Origin of the sequence: Polaromonas sp. 39-63-25, from assembly GCF_002278925.1 — a bacterium.
Classification (GTDB): domain Bacteria; phylum Pseudomonadota; class Gammaproteobacteria; order Burkholderiales; family Burkholderiaceae_C; genus Polaromonas.
This window is the reverse complement of the sequence record NZ_NCJH01000007.1, coordinates 136,295-157,745: the sequence shown is the minus strand read 5'-3', so window position 1 is coordinate 157,745 and position 21,451 is coordinate 136,295. Positions and strand designations below refer to the sequence as shown.

Sequence of the window (21,451 nt, the reverse complement as noted above, 5' to 3'; positions counted from 1 at the left end):
CAGACCCATGGACAAACTACTCATCAGGGGCGGCCGGCCGCTTGCCGGCACCGTCGATATCTCTGGCGCCAAAAACGCCGCACTGCCGGAACTGTGCGCGGCATTGCTGACGGCAGATACCGTGACGCTTGAAAATGTGCCGCGCCTGCAGGACGTGACCACCATGCTCAAGCTGATCCGCAACATGGGGGTGACGGCCGAACGCAGCGACAGCGCGCCCGGCAGCGTGGTCATCAACGCGGGCGCCCTGAGTTCGCCTGAGGCGCCGTACGAGCTGGTCAAGACCATGCGCGCGTCGGTGCTCGCGCTGGGCCCGCTGCTGGCGCGTTTTGGCGAGGCCACGGTGTCGCTGCCCGGCGGCTGTGCCATCGGCTCGCGGCCCGTGGACCAGCACATCAAGGGCATGCAGGCCATGGGCGCCGACATCGTGGTCGAACACGGCTACATGATTGCCAAACTGCCGGCTGGACCTCATGGCCAGCGCGGGCGCCTCAAGGGCTGCAGCATTCTGACCGACATGGTCACGGTCACCGGCACCGAGAATTTCATGATGGCCGCCACTCTGGCGGAGGGTGAAACCATCCTCGAAAATGCTGCGCAGGAGCCGGAGATAGGCGACCTGGCCGAAATGCTGATCAAGATGGGCGCGAAGATCGAAGGCCATGGCGGCAGCCGCATCCGCATCCAGGGTGTGGAACGCCTGCACGGCTGCACGCACCAGGTGGTGGCCGACCGCATCGAGACCGGCACCTTTCTCTGCGCCGTGGCGGCCGCCGGCGGCGACGTGGTGCTGCGCCATGGCCGCGCCGAGCACCTCGAAGCCGTGATCGACAAGCTGCGCGATGCCGGTGCGGTGATCACCGCGGGCGACGGCTTCATCCGGGTCCAGGCGTCGGGGCGCATGCAGGCGCAGTCCTTCCGCACCACCGAATACCCGGGTTTCCCGACCGACATGCAGGCGCAGTTCATGGCGCTCAATGCGATTGCCGAGGGTCCGAGCAAGGTGACGGAAACGATTTTCGAAAACCGTTTCATGCACGTCAACGAGATGGTGCGGCTGGGCGCGAAGATCGAGATCGACGGCAAGTTCGCCATCATCGAAGGTGTGGAAAAACTCTCCGGCGCCACCGTGATGGCGACCGACCTGCGCGCGTCGGCCAGCCTGGTGATCGCCGGCCTGGTGGCCGAGGGCGAGACGCTGATTGATCGCATCTACCATCTGGACCGGGGTTACGACCAGATGGAAGCCAAGTTGCGCGGCATAGGCGCGGACATCGAAAGAATCAAGTCATGATCACGCTCGCACTGTCCAAGGGACGTATCTTCGACGAAACCCTGCCGCTGCTCAAAGCCGCCGGCATCGAAGTGCTGGAAGATCCGGAAAAATCGCGCAAGCTGATCATTGGCACCAACCGGCCCGACGTGCGCGTCGTGCTGGTGCGTGCCACCGACGTGCCGACCTATGTGCAGTACGGTGGCGCCGATATCGGCGTGACCGGCAAGGACACGCTGATCGAACACGGCGGCCAGGGCCTGTACCAGCCGCTGGACCTGCAGATTGCCAAATGCCGCATGAGTGTGGCGGTGCGTGCCGGTTTCGACTATGAAGCGGCGGTGAAACAGGGTTCGCGCCTGAAGGTGGCCACCAAGTTCGTCAGCATCGCGCGCGATTTTTTCGCCACCAAGGGCGTGCACGTCGACCTGATCAAGCTCTACGGCAGCATGGAGCTCGCGCCGCTGACGGGCCTGGCCGACGCGATTGTCGATCTGGTCAGCAGCGGCAACACGCTCAAGGCCAACCACCTGGTCGAGGTCGAGCGCATCATGGACATCAGCTCGCATCTGGTGGTCAACCAGGTCGCGCTCAAGCTCAAGCAGGCGCCGATACGCGCCATCATCGATGCTTTTTCGTCGGCCATCGCCCGGCCTGTGGTATGAGATTGCTATGGATTTAATAGCTACCCCCGTCCGCCTGTCAACGGCTGAGGCCACTTTTGAGGCCCAATTCACGGCGCGCCTGCACTGGTCGGCCGACACCGACGCGGCGATCGAGCAGCGCGTGGCCGGCATCCTGGCCGATGTGCAGCAGCGTGGCGACGCGGCCGTGCTGGAATACACCGCGCGTTTTGACGGGCTCACCGCAGCCAGCATGCATGCGCTCGAACTCACGCAGGCCGAACTCAAGGCCGCTTTTGACACGATTCCCGCAGCGCAGCGCGAAGCGCTGCAAGCCGCCGCGCGCCGCGTGCGCAGCTACCATGAGGCGCAGAAAAAGGCCAACGGCGAGAGCTGGAGCTACCGCGACGAAGACGGCAGCCTGCTCGGCCAGAAGGTCACGCCGCTGGACCGGGTCGGTATTTACGTGCCGGGCGGCAAGGCGGCCTACCCGTCTTCGGTCCTGATGAACGCCATTCCCGCCCATGTGGCCGGTGTCGGCGAAATCATCATGGTGGTGCCCACGCCCAAAGGCGAAAAAAACGCGCTGGTGCTGGCTGCCGCCTATGTGGCCGGCGTCACGCGGGCCTTCACTATCGGAGGCGCGCAGGCGGTGGCGGCGCTGGCCTACGGCACGCAGACCATCCCCAAGGTCGACAAGATCACCGGCCCCGGCAACGCCTACGTGGCCAGCGCCAAGAAACGCGTGTTTGGCACGGTAGGCATCGACATGATTGCCGGCCCCAGCGAAATCCTGGTGCTGGCCGACGGCAGCACGCCGGCCGACTGGGTGGCGATGGACCTGTTCAGCCAGGCCGAGCATGACGAACTCGCGCAAAGCATTCTGCTGTGCCCGGATGCAGCTTATATCGATGCTGTCCAGGAGGCCATCAATCGCCTGCTGCCCACCATGCCGCGTGCGGAGATCATCGCCAAGTCCCTCACCGGCCGCGGCGCCCTGATCCACACGCGCAGCATGGAAGAGGCCTGTGCCATCAGCAACCGCATTGCGCCCGAACACCTGGAAGTCTCCAGCCGTGACCCGCACCGCTGGGAGCCGCTACTCAAACACGCCGGCGCGATTTTCCTGGGCGCCTACACCAGTGAATCGCTGGGCGACTACTGCGCCGGCCCCAACCATGTGTTGCCGACCAGCGGTACCGCGCGTTTTTCCAGCCCGCTCGGCGTCTACGATTTCCAGAAGCGCTCCAGCCTGATTGAAGTCAGCGAAGCCGGCGCGCAGACCCTGGGGAAAATTGCCGCCGAACTGGCTCATGGCGAAGGCCTGCAGGCGCACGCCCGCGCCGCCGAAATGAGAATGAAAAAACAATGAACGATGTTGCCCCCGGGCTCAAAAAACTGATCCGGCAGGACGTGTTGTCCATGCACGCCTACGCCATTCAGGACTCGGCGGGGCTGATCAAGCTCGACGCGATGGAAAACCCGCACCGCCTGCCACCGGCCCTGCAGGCGCAGCTGGGGCAGCGCCTGGGTGCACTGGCCCTGAACCGCTACCCGGACGGGCGCGTGAACGACCTGCGCCAGGCGCTGGCTGGCTACGCGAACATGCCCGAAGGTTTCGACATCATGCTGGGCAACGGCTCCGACGAGCTGATCTCGCTGCTGGCCATGGCCTGCGACGTGCCTGGTGCCTCCATCCTCGCGCCGCTGCCCGGCTTTGTGATGTACGCCATGAGTGCGCAGCTGCAGGGCCTGAAATTCATCGGTGTGCCCTTGACGGCGGATTTCGAGCTCGACGAAGCCGCCATGCTGGCCGCGATCGCCGAACACCAACCCTCCATCATCTACATCGCCTACCCGAACAACCCGACAGCCAACCTCTGGGACGACGCGGTGATCGAGAAGGTCATCGCCGCCGCCCCCGGCCTGGTGGTGATCGACGAGGCCTACCAGCCCTTTTCGAGCAAAAGTTACATCGACCGCATCGGCAGACACAGCCATGTGCTGCTGATGCGCACGCTGAGCAAGTTCGGCCTGGCCGGCGTGCGCATTGGCTACATGATGGGCCCGAAGGCGCTGATTGCCGAGATCGACAAGGTGCGCCCGCCCTACAACATCAGTGTGCTCAATTACGAGTGCGCGCTGTTTGCGCTCGAACATGCCGAGGTATTTGGGGCGCAAGCCCAGGAAATACGGGCGCAGCGTGCTATTCTTTTCGAAGCGCTGCAGGCTATGGCGGGTGTCCGGGCCTGGAAAAGCGATGCCAACATGATCCTGGTGCGTGTGCCCGATGCCCAGAAAACCTTCGAGGGCATGCGGGCACGCAAGGTGCTGGTCAAAAACGTTTCTAAAATGCATCCATTGCTGGCCAACTGCCTGCGCCTGACCGTCGGCACCGCCGACGACAATGTGCAGATGCTGGCAGCCCTCAAAGAATCCCTATGACCACCCCCACCGCCATGGCGCCCCTTGCCCCGAGAACGGCCGAAGTTTCGCGCAATACCGCCGAAACCCAGATCACCGTCAAGCTCAACCTCGACGGCACCGGCCAGGCCAGGCTGTCCACCGGCATCGGTTTCTTCGACCACATGCTGGACCAGATCGCCAGGCACGGCCTGATCGATCTGGACATCCAGGCCAAGGGCGACCTGCACATCGACGGGCACCACACGGTGGAAGACGTGGGCATCACCCTGGGGCAGGCCGTGGCTCAGGCTGTTGGCGACAAGAAAGGCCTGCGCCGCTACGGCCATGCCTATGTGCCGCTGGACGAGGCGCTGTCGCGCGTGGTCATCGACTTTTCAGGACGGCCCGGGCTGGACATGCATGTGCCCTTCAAGAGCGGCATGATAGGCGCGTTCGACAGCCAGCTGGCCTACGAGTTCTTCCAGGGCTTTGTGAACCACGCCTTTGTGACCCTGCACATCGACAACCTCAAGGGTGACAACGCGCACCACCAGGCCGAAACCGTCTTCAAGGCCTTTGCGCGCGCCCTGCGCATGGCGCTCGAGATCGACCCCCGGTCGGTCGGCGTGATTCCCTCGACCAAGGGCTCGCTGTAGGCAAATCCTTGTATGTTTTTGCCTTCCAGTCCATGCTGTACTTGCTCAGACAGCTATAAAAACAGTAGCAAACTTCCGTCCTGATGGCCAAATTCAAGAAAATCGCGGTGGTGGACTACGGCATGGGCAACCTGCGCTCGGTGTCGCAGGCGGTCCAGCATGTCACGGCCGACAGCGGGTTCGAGGTGCTCGTGACCTCCAGCGCGCAGGACGTGCTGGACGCCGACCGCATCGTTCTGCCCGGCCAGGGCGCGATTGCCGACTGCATGCACGAGCTGCAGGCTTCGGGCATGCTCGAGGCGGTGTTGCAGGCGGCCGCCAGCAAGCCGCTGTTCGGCGTCTGTGTCGGCATGCAGATGCTGCTGGACCACAGCGCGGAAGGGCGGGGCGGTGAGGGCACGCGTGGCCTGGGCCTGATTCCGGGCGAGGTGCTCAAGTTTGACCTGGCCGGGCGGCTGCAGCCCGACGGCAGCCGCTACAAGGTGCCGCAAATGGGCTGGAACCAGGTCTACCAGTCGGTGCCGGCGCATCCCCTGTGGGCGGGCATCCCCGATGGCTCCTGGTTTTATTTCGTGCACAGCTTTTACGCGCGCCCGTCGGATGCGCGCCACACCGCGGGCGAGGCCGACTACGGCGCACGCTTTACGGCGGTGGTTGCGCGCGATAATATTTTCGCCACCCAGTTTCACCCCGAAAAAAGCGCAGACCAGGGACTGGCCCTGTACCGCAACTTCCTGCACTGGAATCCCTGATTCACTACCGGCATGCCTGCCCCCGTCCCAGCCATCTCTGCCGCACCGCTTTCCTCACGTCTCACTTTCATCCACCGTTGCCTCATTGCCCATGCTACTCATCCCCGCGATTGACTTGAAAGACGGCCATTGTGTGCGCCTCAAACAGGGCGACATGGACCAGTCCACCATCTTCAGCGAAGACCCGGCCGCCATGGCGCGCAGCTGGGTCGACAAGGGCGCGCGCCGCCTGCACCTGGTGGACCTGAACGGCGCCTTTGCAGGCAAACCAAAAAATGAAGCGGCCATTCGCAAGATCCTGCTGGAGGTCGGCAGCGAGATCGACGTGCAGCTGGGCGGCGGCATCCGCGACCTCGACACCATCGAGCGTTACCTCGACTCCGGCCTGCGCTACGTGATCATCGGCACGGCGGCGGTGAAAAACCCCGGCTTCCTGCAGGATGCCTGCACGGCTTTTGGCGGCCACATCATCGTCGGTCTCGATGCCAAGGACGGCAAGGTCGCCACCGACGGCTGGAGCAAGATGACCGGCCATGAAGTGGTGGACCTCGGCAAGAAGTTCCAGGACTACGGCGTTGAATCCATCATCTACACCGACATCGGCCGCGACGGCATGCTCACCGGCATCAACATCGAGGCCACCGTCAAGCTGGCGCAGGCGCTGACCATCCCGGTGATCGCCTCCGGCGGCCTGTCCAACATGGCCGACATCGAGGCGTTGTGCGCGGTGGAAGACGAAGGTATCGAAGGCGTGATCTGCGGCCGTTCGATTTACAGCGGTGACCTGGATTTCGCCGCGGCCCAGACCAGAGCGGATGAGCTGAACGGCTGATCGACAGCCCTTACCCGTCGATCAGCATGCTCGCTAAACGAATCATTCCGTGTCTTGACGTCACCGGCGGCCGCGTGGTCAAGGGGGTCAACTTCGTCGAACTGCGCGACGCCGGTGATCCGGTGGAAATTGCTGCGCGTTACAACGAGCAGGGCGCCGATGAACTGACCTTTCTGGACATCACGGCCACCAGCGACGGACGTGACCTGATCCTGCACATCATCGAAGCGGTGGCCTCGCAGGTCTTCATTCCGCTGACGGTGGGCGGCGGTGTGCGCACGGTCGATGACGTGCGCCGGCTGCTCAACGCCGGGGCCGACAAGACCAGCTTCAACTCGGCCGCGCTGGCCAATCCGCAGGTGATTGAAGACGCTTCTGGCAAATACGGCGCGCAGTGCATCGTGGTGGCCATCGACGCCAAACGCCGCTCCGATGCAGAGGCGCTGACGCGCGGTCCGGGCTGGGACGTCTACAGCCACGGTGGCCGCAAGAACACCGGGCTGGATGCCGTGGCCTGGGCCACCGAGATGGCGCGGCGCGGCGCCGGTGAAATTCTGCTGACCAGCATGGACCGCGACGGCACCAAGTCCGGCTTCGACCTGGCCCTGACACGCGCGGTCAGCGACGCGGTCAGCGTGCCGGTGATCGCCTCCGGCGGCGTCGGCAACCTCGACCACCTGGCCGACGGCATCCAGCTCGGCGGCGCCGACGCGGTGCTGGCCGCCAGCATCTTTCATTACGGGGAATACACGGTGCAGCAGGCCAAGGCCCACATGGCCGCGCGCGGCATTCCGGTCCGTCTCTAGTTCCAAGCCTTTTTGGCATCAAACCCATATCTGGCGGGCGTGAGCAGCTATAAATTCGATAGTGAATGTCGCGCAGTGCTGTTCCCCTCTCAGCCAGGGCCGCGGAACCGGCTCTGCCGGTCCGCAGGCGTAGCGCCCCCTCGGGGGGGGCAGAGAGCTACGCGTAGCGAGCGAACGTGGGGGCGATAATATGCCGATGAACTGGCTAGACGACATCCAATGGGACGACAAGGGCCTGATCCCGGTCATCACGCAAGAGGCATCAAGCGGCGACGTGCTGATGTTCGCGTGGATGAACCGCGAGGCGCTGCAAAAAACCGCCGAACTCGGCCAGGCCGTGTATTTCAGCCGCTCGCGTGGGCGCCTGTGGCACAAGGGCGAGGAGTCCGGCCACCTGCAGACCGTGCACGAGATCCGGATGGACTGCGACAACGACGTGATTTTGCTGAAGGTGACGCAGCTCGGCCACGAACCCGGCATTGCCTGCCACACCGGGCGCCACAGCTGCTTTTTCAGCATTTACAAAGGCGGGCGATGGGTGGTGACCGAGCCGGTCCTCAAAGACCCGACAACCATTTACAAGTAAGCCATGACTTCCAACGACTCCCTGCAGCGCCTCGCGCAAATCATCGAAAGCCGCAAGCCGGCCCGCGGCGGCGACCCGCAAACCAGCTACGTGGCGCGTCTGCTGCACAAGGGACCGGACGCCTTCCTGAAGAAAATCGGTGAAGAGGCCACGGAGACGGTGATGGCGGCGAAAGACCTCGACCATGGCGGAGACCCCGCCAAGCTGGTCGGTGAAGTCGCCGACCTGTGGTTTCACAGCCTGATCGCGCTGGCGCATTACGGCCTGTCGCCGGCAGACGTGATTGCCGAGCTGGAGCGCCGCGAAGGCACCAGCGGCATCGAGGAAAAAGCCCTGCGCAAGGTGCAGGCCCGTGAGACGGCTGAAAAATAAAACGAAGCAAGAAAGGGCATCCATGAGCGAGACCGACCTGGCCGAATTCGACACCAAAAGCCCCAACGACCGCATCGTCATGCATGTGCTTTACGGTCTGCACACGCTGGCCTGGTTCAGCGGCGGCGTTTTTGCGGTGATTGCGCTGATCGTCAACTACATCCGGCGTGGCGAGGAGTCCGACGCGCTCTACATCGACCACCACAACTACATGATCCAGACCTTCTGGTGGACACTGATGTGGCTGGTCCTGCTGTCGCCGCTGTGGCTGCTGCTGGTCCTGCCGGGCGCCATTGCCTACGGCATCGTCTGGCTCTGGTACCTGTACCGCTGCGTGCGCGGCTGGATGCGTTTCAACAGCCACCGGCCCGCCCGCAGCACTTCCTCATCCCTCTGACCCCTTTTTCCGCAAGAGCCTGCCATGAGCCCGTCCAGCACACACGCCCCTGACAACTGCATTTTCTGCAAGATTGCCGCCGGCCAGATCCCCAGCCGCAAGGTGTATGAAGACGAGGAAATTTTCGTTTTCCACGACATCCACCCCTGGGCGCCGGTGCATTTCCTGATGATCCCGAAGGCGCACATTGCGTCGCTGGCGCAGGTCGGGCCTGAACACACGGCCTTGCTGGGCCGCATGATGGTGCTGGCCCCGCAGCTTGCGGTGGCGCAGGGCTGCAACCCTTACCCCGAAGGAGGCTTCCGGATGGTGAGCAACACTGGCGCGGAAGGCGGCCAGGAAGTGCACCACCTGCACATCCATGTGATGGGCGGGCCCCGACCCTGGCTGAAAGGTTGACCCCCACGGTTGCTCGCTTCGCGTAGCGCCCTGCCCCCCGAGGGGGCGCTGCGCCTGCGGGCCGGCGGAGCCGGACCCGCGGCCCCGGTTGCGTTCAAGAGAGTTCCACGTTCGTTCGCAGGGTAAATGCCCACTTGCAGTCGACGGACCGGACCCCAATTGAGGCAGGTGTGTTGCCAGGGTGGTCAATGCGGGTCATTCCCGTCCATCCCCCTGACAAGGCCCTTAGAATGGGCACAATGTTGTGCAAGCTTGCAATTAAAGTTTAGGAGAGAAATATGGGCTCATTTTCCATTTGGCACTGGCTGATCGTGCTGTTGATCGTCGTGATGGTGTTCGGCACCAAAAAGCTCAAGAACATGGGCAGCGACCTCGGTGGCGCCGTCAAGGGCTTCAAGGACGGCATGAAAGAAGGTGGTCAGAATGCCGCCGATGCCAAGGACACCCCGGCCGGCCAGGTCAGCCACGCGCAGACGGCCGACAAAGCCACGATTGACGTGGAAGCCAAGCAGAAGTCTTGAATGGCCCCCACGCTTGCCACTGCGAGCCTGCGGCGGCTCGCTGCCCCCCGAGGGGGCCGTTGCGCCTGCGGGCCGGCGAAGCCGGACCCGCAGCCCCTGCTTGCAATGCAGTCTCGCCACGTTCGCCCGTTCCTGTCTGCTGATCTCGAATGATTGATCTCGGCATTTCGAAAATCGCGCTGATAGGCGCCGTGGCCCTGATCGTGATCGGCCCGGAGAAACTGCCGCGCCTGGCGCGCACGGTGGGCACCCTGCTGGGCAAGGCCCAGCGTTATGTGGCCGACGTCAAGCAGGAAGTCAACCGCTCGATGGAGCTCGACGAGCTCAAGAAAATGAAGGAAACGATGGAAGGTGCCGCCCGCGACGTCGAAAACTCCATCCAGACCAACGCCAGCGATTTCGAGAAATCATGGGCTGAAACCACCGGCACGGCCACCAGCGACGAGTTGCCCGGCATGGTCAGTTTCCCCGAGTACAAACACCCGAAAAAGAACTGGCGCCTCAAGACCGGCGCCACGCCGCAGTGGTACAAGGCCCGCTCCGGCACGCGTACGCGCGCGCTGTCCGGCGCGGCGCGTGTGGCGCGTTACCGACCCCGTTCCGGCCCTTCCTCCGGGCGCAATGCCTGATCCTTCCTGATCTTTTTCTTTCCGCGCACCTTCCGGCGCCACCCCATCAGCGCAAACACCTCCCATGAGCGACCCCAACACCGACAAGCCCGACGAACTCGCGGGCACCGAGCAGCCTTTCGTGCAGCACCTGATGGAGCTGCGCGACCGGATGATCAAGGTGGTCATCGCCATTGGCGTCTGTGCCGCCCTGCTGGCGCTGTACCCCGGCCCCGGCGCGCTGTACGACCTGCTCGCGGCGCCGCTGGTCGCGGCCCTGCCCAAGGGCGCCACGCTGATCGCCACCAACGTGATTTCGCCGTTTGTGGTGCCGATCAAGATCCTTTTCATGGCCGCCTTCATGATTGCACTGCCGGTGGTGCTGTACCAGGTCTGGGCCTTTGTGGCGCCGGGCCTGTATTCGCACGAGAAAAAGCTGGTGATGCCGCTGGTGGTGTCCAGCACCTTGCTGTTTTTTATCGGTGTGGCCTTTTCCTATTACTTTGTGTTCGGCCAGGTCTTCAGCTTCATTCAGAGCTTTGCGCCCAAGTCGATCACCGCCGCACCGGATATCGAGGAATACCTCAACTTCGTGCTCGGCATGTTCCTGGCGTTCGGCCTGGCGTTTGAAGTGCCGATCGCGGTGATCCTGCTGGTGCGCATGGGCGTGCTCACCGTCGCGCAGCTGCGCGAATACCGCGGTTATTTCTGGGTGATCGCGGCCATTGGCACCGCGCTGGTCACGCCGCCAGACGCGGGCTCGATGATCATCCTGCTGCTGGTGGTCGGCAGTCTGTACGAAGTCGGCATTGTGGCCGCGCAGATGTTCGCCAAACACACCAAAAAGCCCGACAGCGACAGCGACGCCGAAGCCGCCAAGCCATAAGCAAAAAAGGCCTGCAGCCCTTGTCCGTGGGACGCAGGCAGCTCCTGAATCGATAGCGCAGGAAGCGTATTAACGCTGGATTTTCGGCCGTTGCCGGGTCCCCGGAATCACGGCAATTTCCGCTTTTTTGTCCTTGCGCAGAACACCCAGCGGTGCCGCCACGCCCGGCTTGAGGGCCGCCACGGCGCTCAGCAGTTCGGTCACGGTCCGGACCGGCTTGCCCGCCACGGTGGTGATCACGTCGCCCGGCACGATGCCGGCCTGCGCCGCCGGGCCGTTTTGCAGCACACCGGTGATGATCACGCCGCCCGCGCCCAGCGCCTCGGGCTTGATGCCAAAGGTCTCTGCCACTTCGGGGCTCAGGTCCTGCGGCTCCACGCCTATCCAGCCGCGCGTGACCTGGCCGTCCTTGACGATGCTTTCGAGCACCTGCTTGCCGGTGGACACCGGAATGGCAAAACCGATGCCCATGGAGCCGCCCGAACGCGAATAAATTGCGGTGTTGATGCCCAGCAGCCGGCCCTGGGTGTCCACCAGCGCGCCGCCGGAATTGCCCGGGTTGATGGCGGCGTCGGTCTGGATGAAATTCTCGAAGGTGTTGATGCCCAGCTGGTTGCGGCCCAGCGCGCTGACAATGCCGCTGGTGACCGTCTGGCCGACGCCGAAGGGGTTGCCGATGGCCAGCACCGGGTCGCCGACCTGCAGGGTGTCCGAGCTGCCCAGCACGATGACCGGCAACTTGTCGAGTTCGATTTTCAGGATCGCCAGGTCGGTTTCAGGGTCGGTGCCTATGATTTTGGCCTTGGCCTTGCGCGTGTCGTTGAGGATGACTTCGATGTCGTCCGCGCCTTCGACCACGTGGTTGTTGGTCAGGATGTAACCGTTGGGGCTGACGATCACGCCGCTGCCCAGCCCGACCTGCGGCTCGTTTTGCCCCCCCTGGTCGCCAAAGAAGAACTTGAACCAGGGGTCGTCCATGTTCGGGTTGCGCGCTGCCGCCTTGCTGGTGTTGATGCTGACCACCGCCGCCGAAGCCGCCTTGGCCGCCGCGGCAAAGCTGCCGGCCGGTGCCGGGGCGCCAGTCAGGCCGGCCGGCGCCTCGATCACCGCCACCGCGCCCATGCCCGGCCGGTTCAGCCACTGGGGCTTGAGCGTGGCCACGACAAAGTAGGCGGCCAGGAAAACCGTCACGGTTTGGGAAAACAGAAGCCAGAATTTGCGCATGGTGGGTCCAGAAGGAAACGGCCGTGAAGACAGAAAAACAGAGCAGAAAAACAAAAAAATGCGGCTGAACAGCAAAGTTGGGGGCCGGCAGCAAATTACCAAGAGTTGCGATTTTCCCCCACTTCGCAGGGGTGCGGCCGGCGGGCGGTCCGTGTTCAGCGCGCCCCGTCGGGAGGAGACATAATTTGCAGCAGCCCTGCGTCCGCGCAACCGCTCCGGTTCCGGGCAAAAACACAAGGAACCCGCCATGAAAGCTGCCAGCGTCCTCGCCACCATCGGTCATACGCCCCACATCCGGATCAACCGGCTTTTTGGTGCGGCCTGCCAGACCCACCAGATCTACATCAAGTCCGAGCGCAGCAACCCGGGCGGCTCCATCAAGGACCGCATCGCGCTGTCCATGGTGGAAGCGGCCGAGCAGTCGGGCGCGCTGAAGCCCGGCGGCACCATCATCGAGCCGACCTCGGGCAACACCGGTGTCGGGCTGGCCATGGTCGCGGCGGTCAAGGGCTACACACTGGTGCTGGTGATGCCCGACAGCATGAGCATCGAGCGGCGCCGGCTGATGCTGGCTTACGGCGCCAGTTTCGAGCTGACGCCGCGCGAAAAAGGCATGAACGGCGCGATTGCCCGCGCCAAAGAGCTGGTATCGCAGACCCTTGGCGCCTGGATGCCACAGCAGTTTGAAAACCCGGCCAACATCGAAGTGCATGTAAGGACCACGGCCGAGGAAATCCTGGCGGACTTTCCTGACGGCGTGGACTACCTGATTACCGGGGTCGGCACCGGCGGCCACCTGAGTGGCGTGGCGCAGGTGTTGAAGGCCAAATTTCCAAACACCAAGGTTTATGCGGTGGAGCCCTCGGCCTCGCCGGTGATCAGCGGCGGCAAACCCTCACCGCACCCGATCCAGGGCATAGGCGCGGGCTTCATTCCGGCCAACCTGAAAACCAGCCTGCTGGACGGCGTGATCCAGGTCGAAGGCGATGCCGCCAAGGACTTTGCCCGCCGCAGCGCGACCGAAGAGGGCCTGCTGGTCGGCATCTCGTCAGGGGCCACGCTGGCGGCCATCGCGCAGAAACTGCCGGAGATTCCTGCCGGCAGCACGGTGCTGGGTTTCAACTACGACACCGGTGAGCGTTACCTGTCGATTGAAGGCTTCCTGCCCCAATGACCCCCACGCTTGTCGCTGCGCGTACTACGCTGCCCCCCGAGGGGGCCGCTGCGCCTGCGGCCCGGCGAAGCCGGTTCCGCGGCCCCGGCTGGAAAAGAAAGGTGGGGTGCCCATGAGTTCTGACAGCTCCGCGATTGCGCCGCGCGCGTTGCTGCTGGCCGCTTTCGACCAGTTGCTGCAGCCCGAGACTTTCAAGGACTACGGGCCGAACGGCCTGCAGGTTGAGGGCAAGGCGGAGGTGCGCAAGATCGTCTCCGGTGTCACCGCCAGCCTGGCCCTGATTGAAGCCGCAGTGGCCGCGCAGGCCGACGCGATTTTTGTGCACCATGGCCTGTTCTGGCGCGGCCAGGACGGACGCGTCACCGGCTGGATGAAACAGCGCTTGGGCCTGCTGCTGGCACACGACATCAACCTCTACGCCTACCATTTGCCGCTGGATGCCCACCCCGAACTCGGCAACAACGCGCAGCTGGGTCTGCAGCTTGGGCTGAAGGCGGACCGCTGGTTCGGCGAGAACAAGCTGGGTTTCCTGGGCGGGCGCAGTGGCACCAGTGAAGGTTTTGACAGCGCCGAGAGCCTGGCCTCCCATGTCAAAAATGCATTAAATCGGCCGGTCACCCTTGTTGGACGGGCGCCAGCAGCTATTAAAAACATAGCATGGTGCAGCGGCGGCGCACAGGGCTACTTCGAGGACGCGATTGCCGCCGGGGCCGACGCCTTCATCACCGGCGAGATCTCCGAGCCGCAGGCGCATTACGCCCGCGAAATGGGCGTGGCCTTCATCGCCTGCGGTCACCACGCGTCCGAGCGTTACGGCGCGCCCGCCGTGGCGGCGCACGTGGCCGCGCAGTTCGGGCTGGCGCACGAGTTCATCGACATCGACAATCCGGCCTGAGCACCGGGTGCTGTCAGGCCGGCGTCCTGCGTGGCCGGGCGCCGTGGCCGTTGTTGCGTGCGTGGTGCTGACGCCCCGAGCGCATGGCATGCCAGCTCACGCCGAGCTGGGCATTTTCCACCGGCACGGCCTGGCGGCTGATCTCGTCGAGCAGCGCGGCGCGCGAGCGCATGCCGCGTGCGGCCGCGGCCATCTCCTCGGCCTCGTGCAGCAGCTGGGCCACGTCCCTGCCTGCACCCGTCAAATGGACCATGCCGACGCTGATGTCGGCGCTGATCCTGATGCGCTCACCGTTGAGCGCACTGATCTCCAGCGGCCGCCGCAGGCTGGAGGCCACGCGCAGTCCCATGGTGCGTATCCAGCCGGGCGAATGCAGGCTCTCGATCAGCACCACAAAACAGCGGTCGTAATACCGCCCCGCGGGGTTGACGACGCCGGTGTGGCGCTGCATGCGCCGCGCCAGCTGCGCGTAAATCTCGTTCAGGCCGTGCTGGCCCACCTGGTCGAGCAGCCGCTCGGGCTCGAACACCCGTACCGCCATGATCGCGCCATCGCGCCGGGTGCGCGTCAGCCGGCGCTGCGCACGCAGGATTTTCTGCACCAGCACGACACTGCTGTAAAGCTGGGTGGTGGGATCGCGCCGCGACTGGCCGGCATGGCGGATTTCCAGGTCTTGGTGGTTGCGCAGCCACAAAGTCACGGCGATCACCGAGACGCTGAGCAAACCGAGCAGGGCCACGCCGCCCTGCAACAGGACCGAGGGCCGGCCGGTGTTGAGCACCAGCCAGTACAGGCCGAGCTGGAGCGGCAGTGTCAACAGGCAGCCACCGGCCAGCCCCCAAGCGAGCCGGTCGCCCTGCTGCGCCGCACGCACGGCCAGCCACAAGGTCACCGACAGGCTCAGCACGGCCAGCCCCGCCGAGGCCGGCAGCTGCAGGCCTGGCGCAAGCAGCAGGCACAGCGGTCCACCCGCCAGGCACAGGGTGCTGACCGTGCGAAAGCTGAGGTCGGTGAGCCGGTCGCGCCGGGCGGCGGCCAGCCACTGGCTCGCACCGTAAGTGCCCAGACCCCCGCACAGGGGGCCGATCAGCACCTGGGCGGTATGCAGCCAGGACACATCGGGGCGTGGCAGCATGGTTGCCGCAAGACCGCTGAGCAGCGTGAAAAACAGCCAGCAAGCCGTGAGGTAAACCAGGCTTTGCACACTGGCGCGGCTCCGGCTGACAAGCGCGTCTGCCGCGCCGAGCAGGACCACCAGGCCAATCGATCCTGCGGCGGCGCTCCAGATGATGGTTTCGGCCGTGTTCATGCCGCCTTCCACCATGGGGCAGGGGCGCAGGTCAGGGTTTGCGCGAGAATACCGGCAGGATGCATGTCTTCGCTTTCCCCTGTTCAGTGGCCTTGCCGGCTACCTGTCCGTCAGGTGGGTCGGCAAGCAGCTTGTGACACCGTGACGCACCAGCGCCATGCAAACCATTATGGGACGTACAGACCGCCAGGGGAAGAGATGCAGGACCTGAGAAAGCGGCCACTGGCCATCACCATGGGCGATCCGGCCGGGATTGGGCCGGAAATCATCGCCAGGGCCTTTCGCGACGCGCCGGCCGAACTGGCCGGCTGCGTGGTGGTGGGTGATGTCGCGAGCCTGCGCCGCGCCGCGCAACTGGTCGGTGGCGGCCCGGCCCTGGCGTCATCCGTGGCCCAACTTGACGCGGCCGACCACTGGCAGGCCGTGCCGCCGCGCTGCATCCCTGTGCTACAAAAATGCGAGCTGCCTGCGCCCGTCCCTTTTGGGAAAATCAGTGCTTTGGCTGGCAAGGCGGCGGCAGACTGCATCGTCTGGGCGGCCCAGGCGACCCTGGCCGGCGAGTGTGCGGCGATGGTCACCGCGCCCATCCACAAGGAAGCGCTGGCCGCCGCCGGCGCGGCGTTTGCGCGTTTTCCCGGCCACACCGAACTGTTGCAGTCCGAAGCCGCGGCTTTCCTCGGCAAGGACGTGTCCGCGTTGCCGGTGCGCATGATGCTGGCCAACGACGAGCTCAAGACCGTGCTGGTCAGCATCCATCTCTCTCTGCGCGAGGCGATAGCCGCCGTGACTTTCGACAACGTGTTGCAGACCCTGCGCATCACGCACCAGGCGGTGCGCAGCGCCTCGGGCGGCCGGCCGCGTATCGCGGTGGCCGGCCTGAACCCGCACGCCGGCGAGGGCGGCCTGTTTGGCCGCGAAGAGGTGGACATCATCGCGCCGGCGATCGCCAGGGCCCGTGAAGAGGGACTGGATGTGAGCGGCCCCTTCGCCCCCGATACCGTGTTCATGAGGGCCCGCGCTCCGGCCGGGCAGGGCGGCGAGTTCGACGTGGTGGTGGCGATGTACCACGACCAGGGCCTGATTCCGGTCAAGTACCTGGGGGTGGAGCAGGGCGTCAATGTCACGCTGGGCCTGCCGCTGGTGCGCACCAGCCCGGACCACGGCACGGCGTTTGATATCGCCGGTAGCGGCCGGGCCGACGCGTCCAGCCTGCTGGCGGCCATCCGCATGGCGCGCAAACTGGCCTTTTTCGGGGGTTAAAAGGCCTGCAGTCCAGGCAGAACGGGCGCAAGTAGCTATCAGATGGATAGCAGGCGCCATGTATGGCTCAGCGGGGGCCGCCGGTCTGGCTTCGCCAGCCGGCAGGCGCCGTCCCCTGCAGGGGAGAGGCCCGCTACACGAAGTGAGCGAGCCACAGGGGGGAGCTTATTTCCTCAGGCTGTCGCGGATCTCGCGCAGCAGCACCACGTCTTCGGGCGGGGCGGCGGGCGTAGCCGGCGCTGCCGGGGTTTCCCTTTTCAGCCGGTTGATCTGCCTGATCATCAGGAAAATGATGAAGGCCAGGATGGCAAAGTTGACCGCCACCGTGATGAAGCTGCCATAGGCAAATACCGGAACGCCGGCTTTCTTCAGCGCGTCGAGTGTCATGGCCGTGCCCGCGGGTACGTTGCCCAGGACCACAAAAAGATTCGAGAAGTCGAGCTTGCCAATCACCGCCCCCACCAGCGGCAGGATCAGGTCGCTGACCACCGAGTCCACAATCTTGGCGAAAGCGGCGCCTATGATCACGCCCACAGCCAGATCAATGACATTGCCCTTGACGGCGAATTCCTTGAATTCCTTCATCATTCCCATGGGGGGTGCTCCTTGTGTGGTTGGTCAACACCCGCCATTGTGCCCATGCTGCGAGGCAAAGGCGTAACGATGTCTGTTCGGACTGTCCCGGCGCTCCGGGCCTGCCGATGTCGCAGCCGCGCTGTCGGAATGGGTCTCGCGGCTTGAAAATGCCATTCGCGCTCCGTTACAATCCCGGGTTGACCCCAATAAGCCCTCTTTCAAGTTTTTCAAGCCCTGTTCTTGTAGGACATCCATGACCCAAGCAAGCCTTAACGTGCCGCCCGGCGCACCGATTGACAAAGACAAAAGAAACTGGATCGTGACGACCTGCGCTGTCGGCGGTGCCGGTGTGGCCGCTGTCGCCGTGCCCTTCGTCAGCACCTTCCAGCCTTCCGAGCGCGCAAAAGCCGCCGGCGCTTCGGTAGAAGTTGATATTTCAACCATGAAACCGGGCGAGAAGCTCACGGTGGAATGGCGCGGCAAGCCGGTCTGGATCGTCAGGCGCACGCCCGAGCAACTGGCCGGTCTGGCCAAGCTGGACCCGCAGCTGGCCGACCCGAAATCCGAGCGCAAGCCCGGCGAACTCACACCCGAGTACGCCCGCAACGAAAACCGCTCCATCAAGCCCGAATATTTTGTGGCTGTCGGTATCTGCACCCACCTGGGCTGCTCGCCCAGCGACAAGTTCACCCCTGGTGCCCAGCCATCGCTGCCTGATGACTGGGCGGGCGGTTTTCTGTGCGCCTGCCACGGTTCCACCTTCGACATCGCCGGCCGCGTCTACAAAAACAAGCCGGCGCCGGACAACCTTGAAGTGCCGCCTCACATGTACCTGTCAGATGCCAAGCTGCTGATTGGCGAGGACAAAAAAGCCTGAAGCTTTGCTGGACAACCCGCCGGCGCCGCGTGGCGCCCGCCAAGTCCCCCATCGAGTAGCAAATAGGACCCCTTATGGCTGAATTCAAAGAAATTTCCCCCGATGCGCCGGCTGCCGCCAGGTTGATGAACTGGGTCGACAACCGCTTCCCGGCCAGCAAGCTCTACAAAGAGCACATGAGCGAATACTACGCACCGAAGAACTTCAACTTCTGGTACGTGTTCGGCTCGCTGGCGCTGCTGGTGCTGGTCATCCAGATCGTCACCGGCATTTTCCTGACCATGCATTACAAGCCTGATGCCGCGCTGGCGTTTGGCTCGGTCGAATACATCATGCGCGACGTGCCCTGGGGCTGGCTGATCCGCTACATGCACTCGACAGGCGCATCGGCGTTTTTCATCGTGGTCTATCTGCACATGTTCCGCGGACTGCTCTACGGCAGCTACCGCAAGCCGCGCGAGCTGATCTGGATTTTCGGCTGTGCGATTTTCCTGGCGCTGATGGCGGAGGCCTTCATGGGTTACCTGCTGCCATGGGGCCAGATGAGCTACTGGGGCGCCCAGGTGATCGTCAACCTGTTTGCCGCCATTCCCTTCATCGGCCCTGATCTGGCCCTGCTGATCCGCGGCGACTACGTGGTCGGCGACGCCACGCTGAACCGCTTTTTCGCCTTCCACGTGATCGCCGTGCCACTGGTGCTGCTGGGTCTCGTGGTCGCGCACCTGATCGCGCTGCATGAAGTCGGCTCCAACAACCCCGACGGTGTGGAAATCAAGGCAAAAAAAGACGCCGCCGGCAAGCCGCTCGATGGCATTCCCTTCCATCCCTACTACACGGTGCACGACATTTTTGCGGTCAGCGTGTTCCTGATGATCTTCTCGGCCATCATCTTCTTTGCCCCCGAGGCCGGCGGTTATTTCCTCGAGTACAACAACTTCATCCCGGCCGACCCACTGAAGACGCCGCTGCACATCGCCCCGGTCTGGTATTTCACGCCCTACTACTCGATGCTGCGCGCCATCACCAGCGAGATGATGTATGCGCTTATTGCCTGCGTGCTGGCGGGTGCGATGCTGGGTGCGCTCAAGGCAAAAATCGCCGCGCTGTTCAAGCTGGTGATTGTTGGCGCCGCCGTGGTGCTGATAGGCGCGATGCTGATGATCGACGCCAAGTTCTGGGGCGTGGTTGTCATGGGTGGCGCGGTCATCATCCTGTTTTTCCTGCCATGGCTGGATAACAGTGCCGCCAAATCGATCCGTTACCGGCCCACCTGGCATTCGTGGCTGTACGGCATTTTTGTCGTCAACTTCCTGGTGCTCGGTTACCTCGGCATCAACCCCCCCTCATTGATCAACGAGCGCGTCTCGCAGGTCGGAACGCTGTTTTATTTCGGCTTCTTCCTGCTGATGCCCTGGTGGAGCCGCCTGGGCACTTTCCGGCCGGTTCCTGACCGCGTGACTTTTGTTGCCCATTGAGCCGGAGACTCCTGACATGATGAAGACACTGAAACAACTGGCTCTGGGTTTTGCCGTCGTGCTGGCGCTGGCCGGTACGGGCGCGCACGCGGCGACCACGGGCATTGCCTGGGACAAGGCGCCCAACAAGACCAACGACCTGGGCGCGTTGCAGAACGGCGCCAAGCTGTTCGTCAACTACTGCCTGAACTGCCACTCCGCCGCGTTCATGCGCTACAACCGCCTGCGCGACATCGGTCTGACCGAGCAGCAGATCAAGGACAACCTGCTGTTTGCCACCGACAAGGTGGGCGAGACCATGAAGGCCTCGATCGACCCGAAGCAGGCCAAGGACTGGTTTGGTGCGAACCCGCCTGACCTGACCGTGATCGCGCGCTCACGCGCAGGTGCGGGCGGCAGTGGTGCGGACTACCTCTACACCTATCTGCGCACGTATTACCGCGACGGCAATACTGCCACCGGCTGGAATAATCTGGCCTTCCCCACTGTGGCCATGCCGCATGTGTTGTGGGAACTGTCCGGCGAGCGCAAGCCGCTGTATGAGGAAAAGGAAGAGCATGGCCACAAGGTGGCGGTCTTCAAGGGCTGGCAGCAGGTGACACCTGGCACCATGACGAACCTTCAGTACGACCAGGCCATGGGCGACCTGGTGGGCTACCTGCAGTGGATGGCCGAGCCTGCACAGAATACCCGCGTCAGGGTGGGTGCTTGGGTGCTGCTGTTTCTGCTGGGTCTGACTTTCGTTGCCTGGCGCCTGAACGCGGCATTCTGGAAAGACATCAAGTAATTTTTTTTCGCCGGGGCTGGCTTCCCGGCACCTTCTGGAGTGGATGCCTTCAACGGTTCCACTCCTTTGCATTTAGGAGTTCCGAACCATGATGGTCCTTTATTCAGGCACGACCTGCCCGTTTTCGCATCGCTGCCGTTTTGTGCTGTTTGAAAAAGGCATGGACTTCGAAATCCGCGATGTGGACTTGTACAACAAGCCCGAAGACATCAATGTCATGAACCCCTACGGCCAGGTGCCGATTCTGGTGGAGCGCGACCTGATTCTGTATGAGTCGAACATCATCAATGAATACATCGACGAGCGTTTCCCGCATCCGCAACTGATGCCCGGCGACCCGGTCGACCGTGCGCGGGTTCGCCTGTTCCTGCTCAACTTTGAAAAAGAACTGTTTGTCCACGTCAGCACGCTGGAAGCACGCGCTTCCAAGGGCAACGAAAAGGCGCTCGAAAAGGCCCGCTCGCACATCCGTGACCGCCTGACGCAGCTGGCACCCGTGTTCCTGAAAAACAAGTTCATGCTGGGCGACAACTTCTCCATGCTCGACGTGGCGATTGCCCCGTTGCTCTGGCGCCTGGATTACTACGACATCGACCTGTCGAAAAATGCCGCGCCGCTGCTCAAGTACGCCGAGCGCATTTTTTCGCGTCCGGCCTACATCGAGGCGCTCACGCCGTCCGAGAAGGTCATGAGAAAGTAATGGCCCCCACGCTTGCCACTGCGTGTGCTGCGCTGCCCCCCGAGGGGGCCGCTGCGC

Annotated in this window: 25 protein-coding genes; 22 read left to right on the top strand and 3 right to left on the bottom strand. The window is 63.7% G+C overall.

Annotation, left to right across the window (positions count from 1 at the left end; all coding sequences use genetic code 11):
• Positions 1 to 7: 7 nt before the first annotated feature.
• The 15 genes from murA to tatC all read left to right on the top strand — a co-directional run bounded on the left by murA (position 8) and on the right by tatC (position 11,117).
• Complete coding sequence (murA, locus tag B7X65_RS10520; RefSeq protein ID WP_293594254.1) at positions 8 to 1,294, top strand: UDP-N-acetylglucosamine 1-carboxyvinyltransferase; 1,287 nt, start codon at positions 8 to 10, stop codon at positions 1,292 to 1,294.
• The gene (hisG, locus tag B7X65_RS10515; RefSeq protein ID WP_293594253.1) at positions 1,291 to 1,938 is read left to right on the top strand and encodes an ATP phosphoribosyltransferase; all 648 of its coding nucleotides are present in this window, start codon (positions 1,291 to 1,293) and stop codon (positions 1,936 to 1,938) included. Before murA ends, hisG begins: the two co-directional genes overlap by 4 nt.
• 7 nt (positions 1,939 to 1,945) lie before the next feature.
• Positions 1,946 to 3,268, top strand: a complete 1,323-nt coding sequence (gene hisD, locus B7X65_RS10510) for a histidinol dehydrogenase (RefSeq protein WP_293594252.1) — start codon at positions 1,946 to 1,948, stop codon at positions 3,266 to 3,268.
• Entirely contained in the window at positions 3,265 to 4,341 is a 1,077-nt protein-coding gene (gene hisC, locus B7X65_RS10505) for a histidinol-phosphate transaminase (RefSeq protein ID WP_293594251.1), read from the top strand. The genes hisD and hisC overlap by 4 nt, the downstream gene beginning before the upstream one ends.
• The gene (gene hisB / locus B7X65_RS10500) at positions 4,338 to 4,958 is read left to right on the top strand and encodes an imidazoleglycerol-phosphate dehydratase HisB (RefSeq protein ID WP_293594250.1); all 621 of its coding nucleotides are present in this window, start codon (positions 4,338 to 4,340) and stop codon (positions 4,956 to 4,958) included. The genes hisC and hisB overlap by 4 nt, the downstream gene beginning before the upstream one ends.
• Positions 4,959 to 5,041: 83 nt before the next feature.
• Positions 5,042 to 5,710, top strand: a complete 669-nt coding sequence (hisH, locus tag B7X65_RS10495) for an imidazole glycerol phosphate synthase subunit HisH (RefSeq protein WP_293594249.1) — start codon at positions 5,042 to 5,044, stop codon at positions 5,708 to 5,710.
• Between the two features lie 91 nt (positions 5,711 to 5,801).
• Positions 5,802 to 6,542 carry a 1-(5-phosphoribosyl)-5-[(5-phosphoribosylamino)methylideneamino]imidazole-4-carboxamide isomerase gene (hisA, locus tag B7X65_RS10490; protein ID WP_293594248.1) on the top strand — a complete coding sequence of 247 codons (741 nt, stop codon included), beginning with the start codon at positions 5,802 to 5,804 and terminating at the stop codon, positions 6,540 to 6,542.
• A gap of 26 nt (positions 6,543 to 6,568) precedes the next feature.
• Positions 6,569 to 7,348 (top strand): imidazole glycerol phosphate synthase subunit HisF, encoded by a 780-nt coding sequence (hisF, locus tag B7X65_RS10485; RefSeq protein WP_293594247.1) that lies wholly within the window; start codon positions 6,569 to 6,571, stop codon positions 7,346 to 7,348.
• A 196-nt stretch (positions 7,349 to 7,544) separates the two neighbouring features.
• Positions 7,545 to 7,934 (top strand): phosphoribosyl-AMP cyclohydrolase, encoded by a 390-nt coding sequence (gene hisI, locus B7X65_RS10480; protein WP_293594246.1) that lies wholly within the window; start codon positions 7,545 to 7,547, stop codon positions 7,932 to 7,934.
• A 3-nt stretch (positions 7,935 to 7,937) separates the two neighbouring features.
• Positions 7,938 to 8,306 (top strand): phosphoribosyl-ATP diphosphatase, encoded by a 369-nt coding sequence (locus tag B7X65_RS10475; RefSeq protein ID WP_293594245.1) that lies wholly within the window; start codon positions 7,938 to 7,940, stop codon positions 8,304 to 8,306.
• A 22-nt stretch (positions 8,307 to 8,328) separates the two neighbouring features.
• A complete protein-coding gene (locus B7X65_RS10470; RefSeq protein WP_293594244.1) occupies positions 8,329 to 8,703 on the top strand; it encodes a hypothetical protein in 375 nt (124 codons plus the stop codon).
• Between the two features lie 24 nt (positions 8,704 to 8,727).
• Positions 8,728 to 9,102, top strand: a complete 375-nt coding sequence (locus B7X65_RS10465) for a histidine triad nucleotide-binding protein (protein WP_293594243.1) — start codon at positions 8,728 to 8,730, stop codon at positions 9,100 to 9,102.
• A gap of 278 nt (positions 9,103 to 9,380) precedes the next feature.
• A complete protein-coding gene (gene tatA / locus B7X65_RS10460) occupies positions 9,381 to 9,623 on the top strand; it encodes a Sec-independent protein translocase subunit TatA (RefSeq protein WP_293594242.1) in 243 nt (80 codons plus the stop codon).
• Between the two features lie 149 nt (positions 9,624 to 9,772).
• The gene (gene tatB, locus B7X65_RS10455; RefSeq protein WP_293594241.1) at positions 9,773 to 10,252 is read left to right on the top strand and encodes a Sec-independent protein translocase protein TatB; all 480 of its coding nucleotides are present in this window, start codon (positions 9,773 to 9,775) and stop codon (positions 10,250 to 10,252) included.
• Between the two features lie 64 nt (positions 10,253 to 10,316).
• The gene (gene tatC, locus B7X65_RS10450; RefSeq protein ID WP_293594240.1) at positions 10,317 to 11,117 is read left to right on the top strand and encodes a twin-arginine translocase subunit TatC; all 801 of its coding nucleotides are present in this window, start codon (positions 10,317 to 10,319) and stop codon (positions 11,115 to 11,117) included.
• A 69-nt stretch (positions 11,118 to 11,186) separates the two neighbouring features.
• On the opposite strand, the gene B7X65_RS10445 is transcribed toward tatC, so the two are convergent.
• Entirely contained in the window at positions 11,187 to 12,341 is a 1,155-nt protein-coding gene (locus B7X65_RS10445; protein WP_293594239.1) for a trypsin-like peptidase domain-containing protein, read from the bottom strand.
• A 247-nt stretch (positions 12,342 to 12,588) separates the two neighbouring features.
• Here B7X65_RS10445 and cysK point away from each other — a divergent pair, with 247 nt between their 5' ends.
• Together cysK and B7X65_RS10435 are read left to right on the top strand one after the other, a co-directional pair.
• Complete coding sequence (gene cysK / locus B7X65_RS10440) at positions 12,589 to 13,515, top strand: cysteine synthase A (protein WP_293594238.1); 927 nt, start codon at positions 12,589 to 12,591, stop codon at positions 13,513 to 13,515.
• Between the two features lie 112 nt (positions 13,516 to 13,627).
• The gene (locus tag B7X65_RS10435) at positions 13,628 to 14,410 is read left to right on the top strand and encodes a Nif3-like dinuclear metal center hexameric protein (protein ID WP_293594237.1); all 783 of its coding nucleotides are present in this window, start codon (positions 13,628 to 13,630) and stop codon (positions 14,408 to 14,410) included.
• A 13-nt stretch (positions 14,411 to 14,423) separates the two neighbouring features.
• Here the strand turns inward: B7X65_RS10435 and B7X65_RS10430 are convergent, their stop codons facing one another.
• On the bottom strand, positions 14,424 to 15,719 hold the full coding sequence (locus B7X65_RS10430; RefSeq protein WP_293594236.1) for a GGDEF domain-containing protein: 1,296 nt from the start codon (positions 15,717 to 15,719) through the stop codon (positions 14,424 to 14,426).
• Between the two features lie 198 nt (positions 15,720 to 15,917).
• On the opposite strand from B7X65_RS10430, the gene pdxA reads away from it, so the two are divergent.
• Positions 15,918 to 16,979: a 4-hydroxythreonine-4-phosphate dehydrogenase PdxA gene (gene pdxA, locus B7X65_RS10425; protein ID WP_293594235.1), complete on the top strand. Its 1,062-nt coding sequence runs from the start codon at positions 15,918 to 15,920 to the stop codon at positions 16,977 to 16,979.
• 165 nt (positions 16,980 to 17,144) lie between these two features.
• Here the strand turns inward: pdxA and mscL are convergent, their stop codons facing one another.
• The gene (mscL, locus tag B7X65_RS10420; protein ID WP_293594234.1) at positions 17,145 to 17,573 is read right to left on the bottom strand and encodes a large conductance mechanosensitive channel protein MscL; all 429 of its coding nucleotides are present in this window, start codon (positions 17,571 to 17,573) and stop codon (positions 17,145 to 17,147) included.
• 235 nt (positions 17,574 to 17,808) lie between these two features.
• Between mscL and petA the strand changes: the two genes are divergently transcribed.
• The 4 genes from petA to B7X65_RS10400 all read left to right on the top strand — a co-directional run bounded on the left by petA (position 17,809) and on the right by B7X65_RS10400 (position 21,394).
• The gene (gene petA / locus B7X65_RS10415) at positions 17,809 to 18,432 is read left to right on the top strand and encodes a ubiquinol-cytochrome c reductase iron-sulfur subunit (RefSeq protein ID WP_096699600.1); all 624 of its coding nucleotides are present in this window, start codon (positions 17,809 to 17,811) and stop codon (positions 18,430 to 18,432) included.
• Between the two features lie 74 nt (positions 18,433 to 18,506).
• Entirely contained in the window at positions 18,507 to 19,907 is a 1,401-nt protein-coding gene (locus B7X65_RS10410) for a cytochrome bc complex cytochrome b subunit (protein ID WP_293594233.1), read from the top strand.
• A gap of 19 nt (positions 19,908 to 19,926) precedes the next feature.
• Complete coding sequence (locus tag B7X65_RS10405) at positions 19,927 to 20,694, top strand: cytochrome c1 (RefSeq protein ID WP_293594459.1); 768 nt, start codon at positions 19,927 to 19,929, stop codon at positions 20,692 to 20,694.
• Between the two features lie 88 nt (positions 20,695 to 20,782).
• The gene (locus B7X65_RS10400; protein ID WP_096667159.1) at positions 20,783 to 21,394 is read left to right on the top strand and encodes a glutathione S-transferase N-terminal domain-containing protein; all 612 of its coding nucleotides are present in this window, start codon (positions 20,783 to 20,785) and stop codon (positions 21,392 to 21,394) included.
• The last annotated feature ends 57 nt before the right edge of the window (positions 21,395 to 21,451 follow it).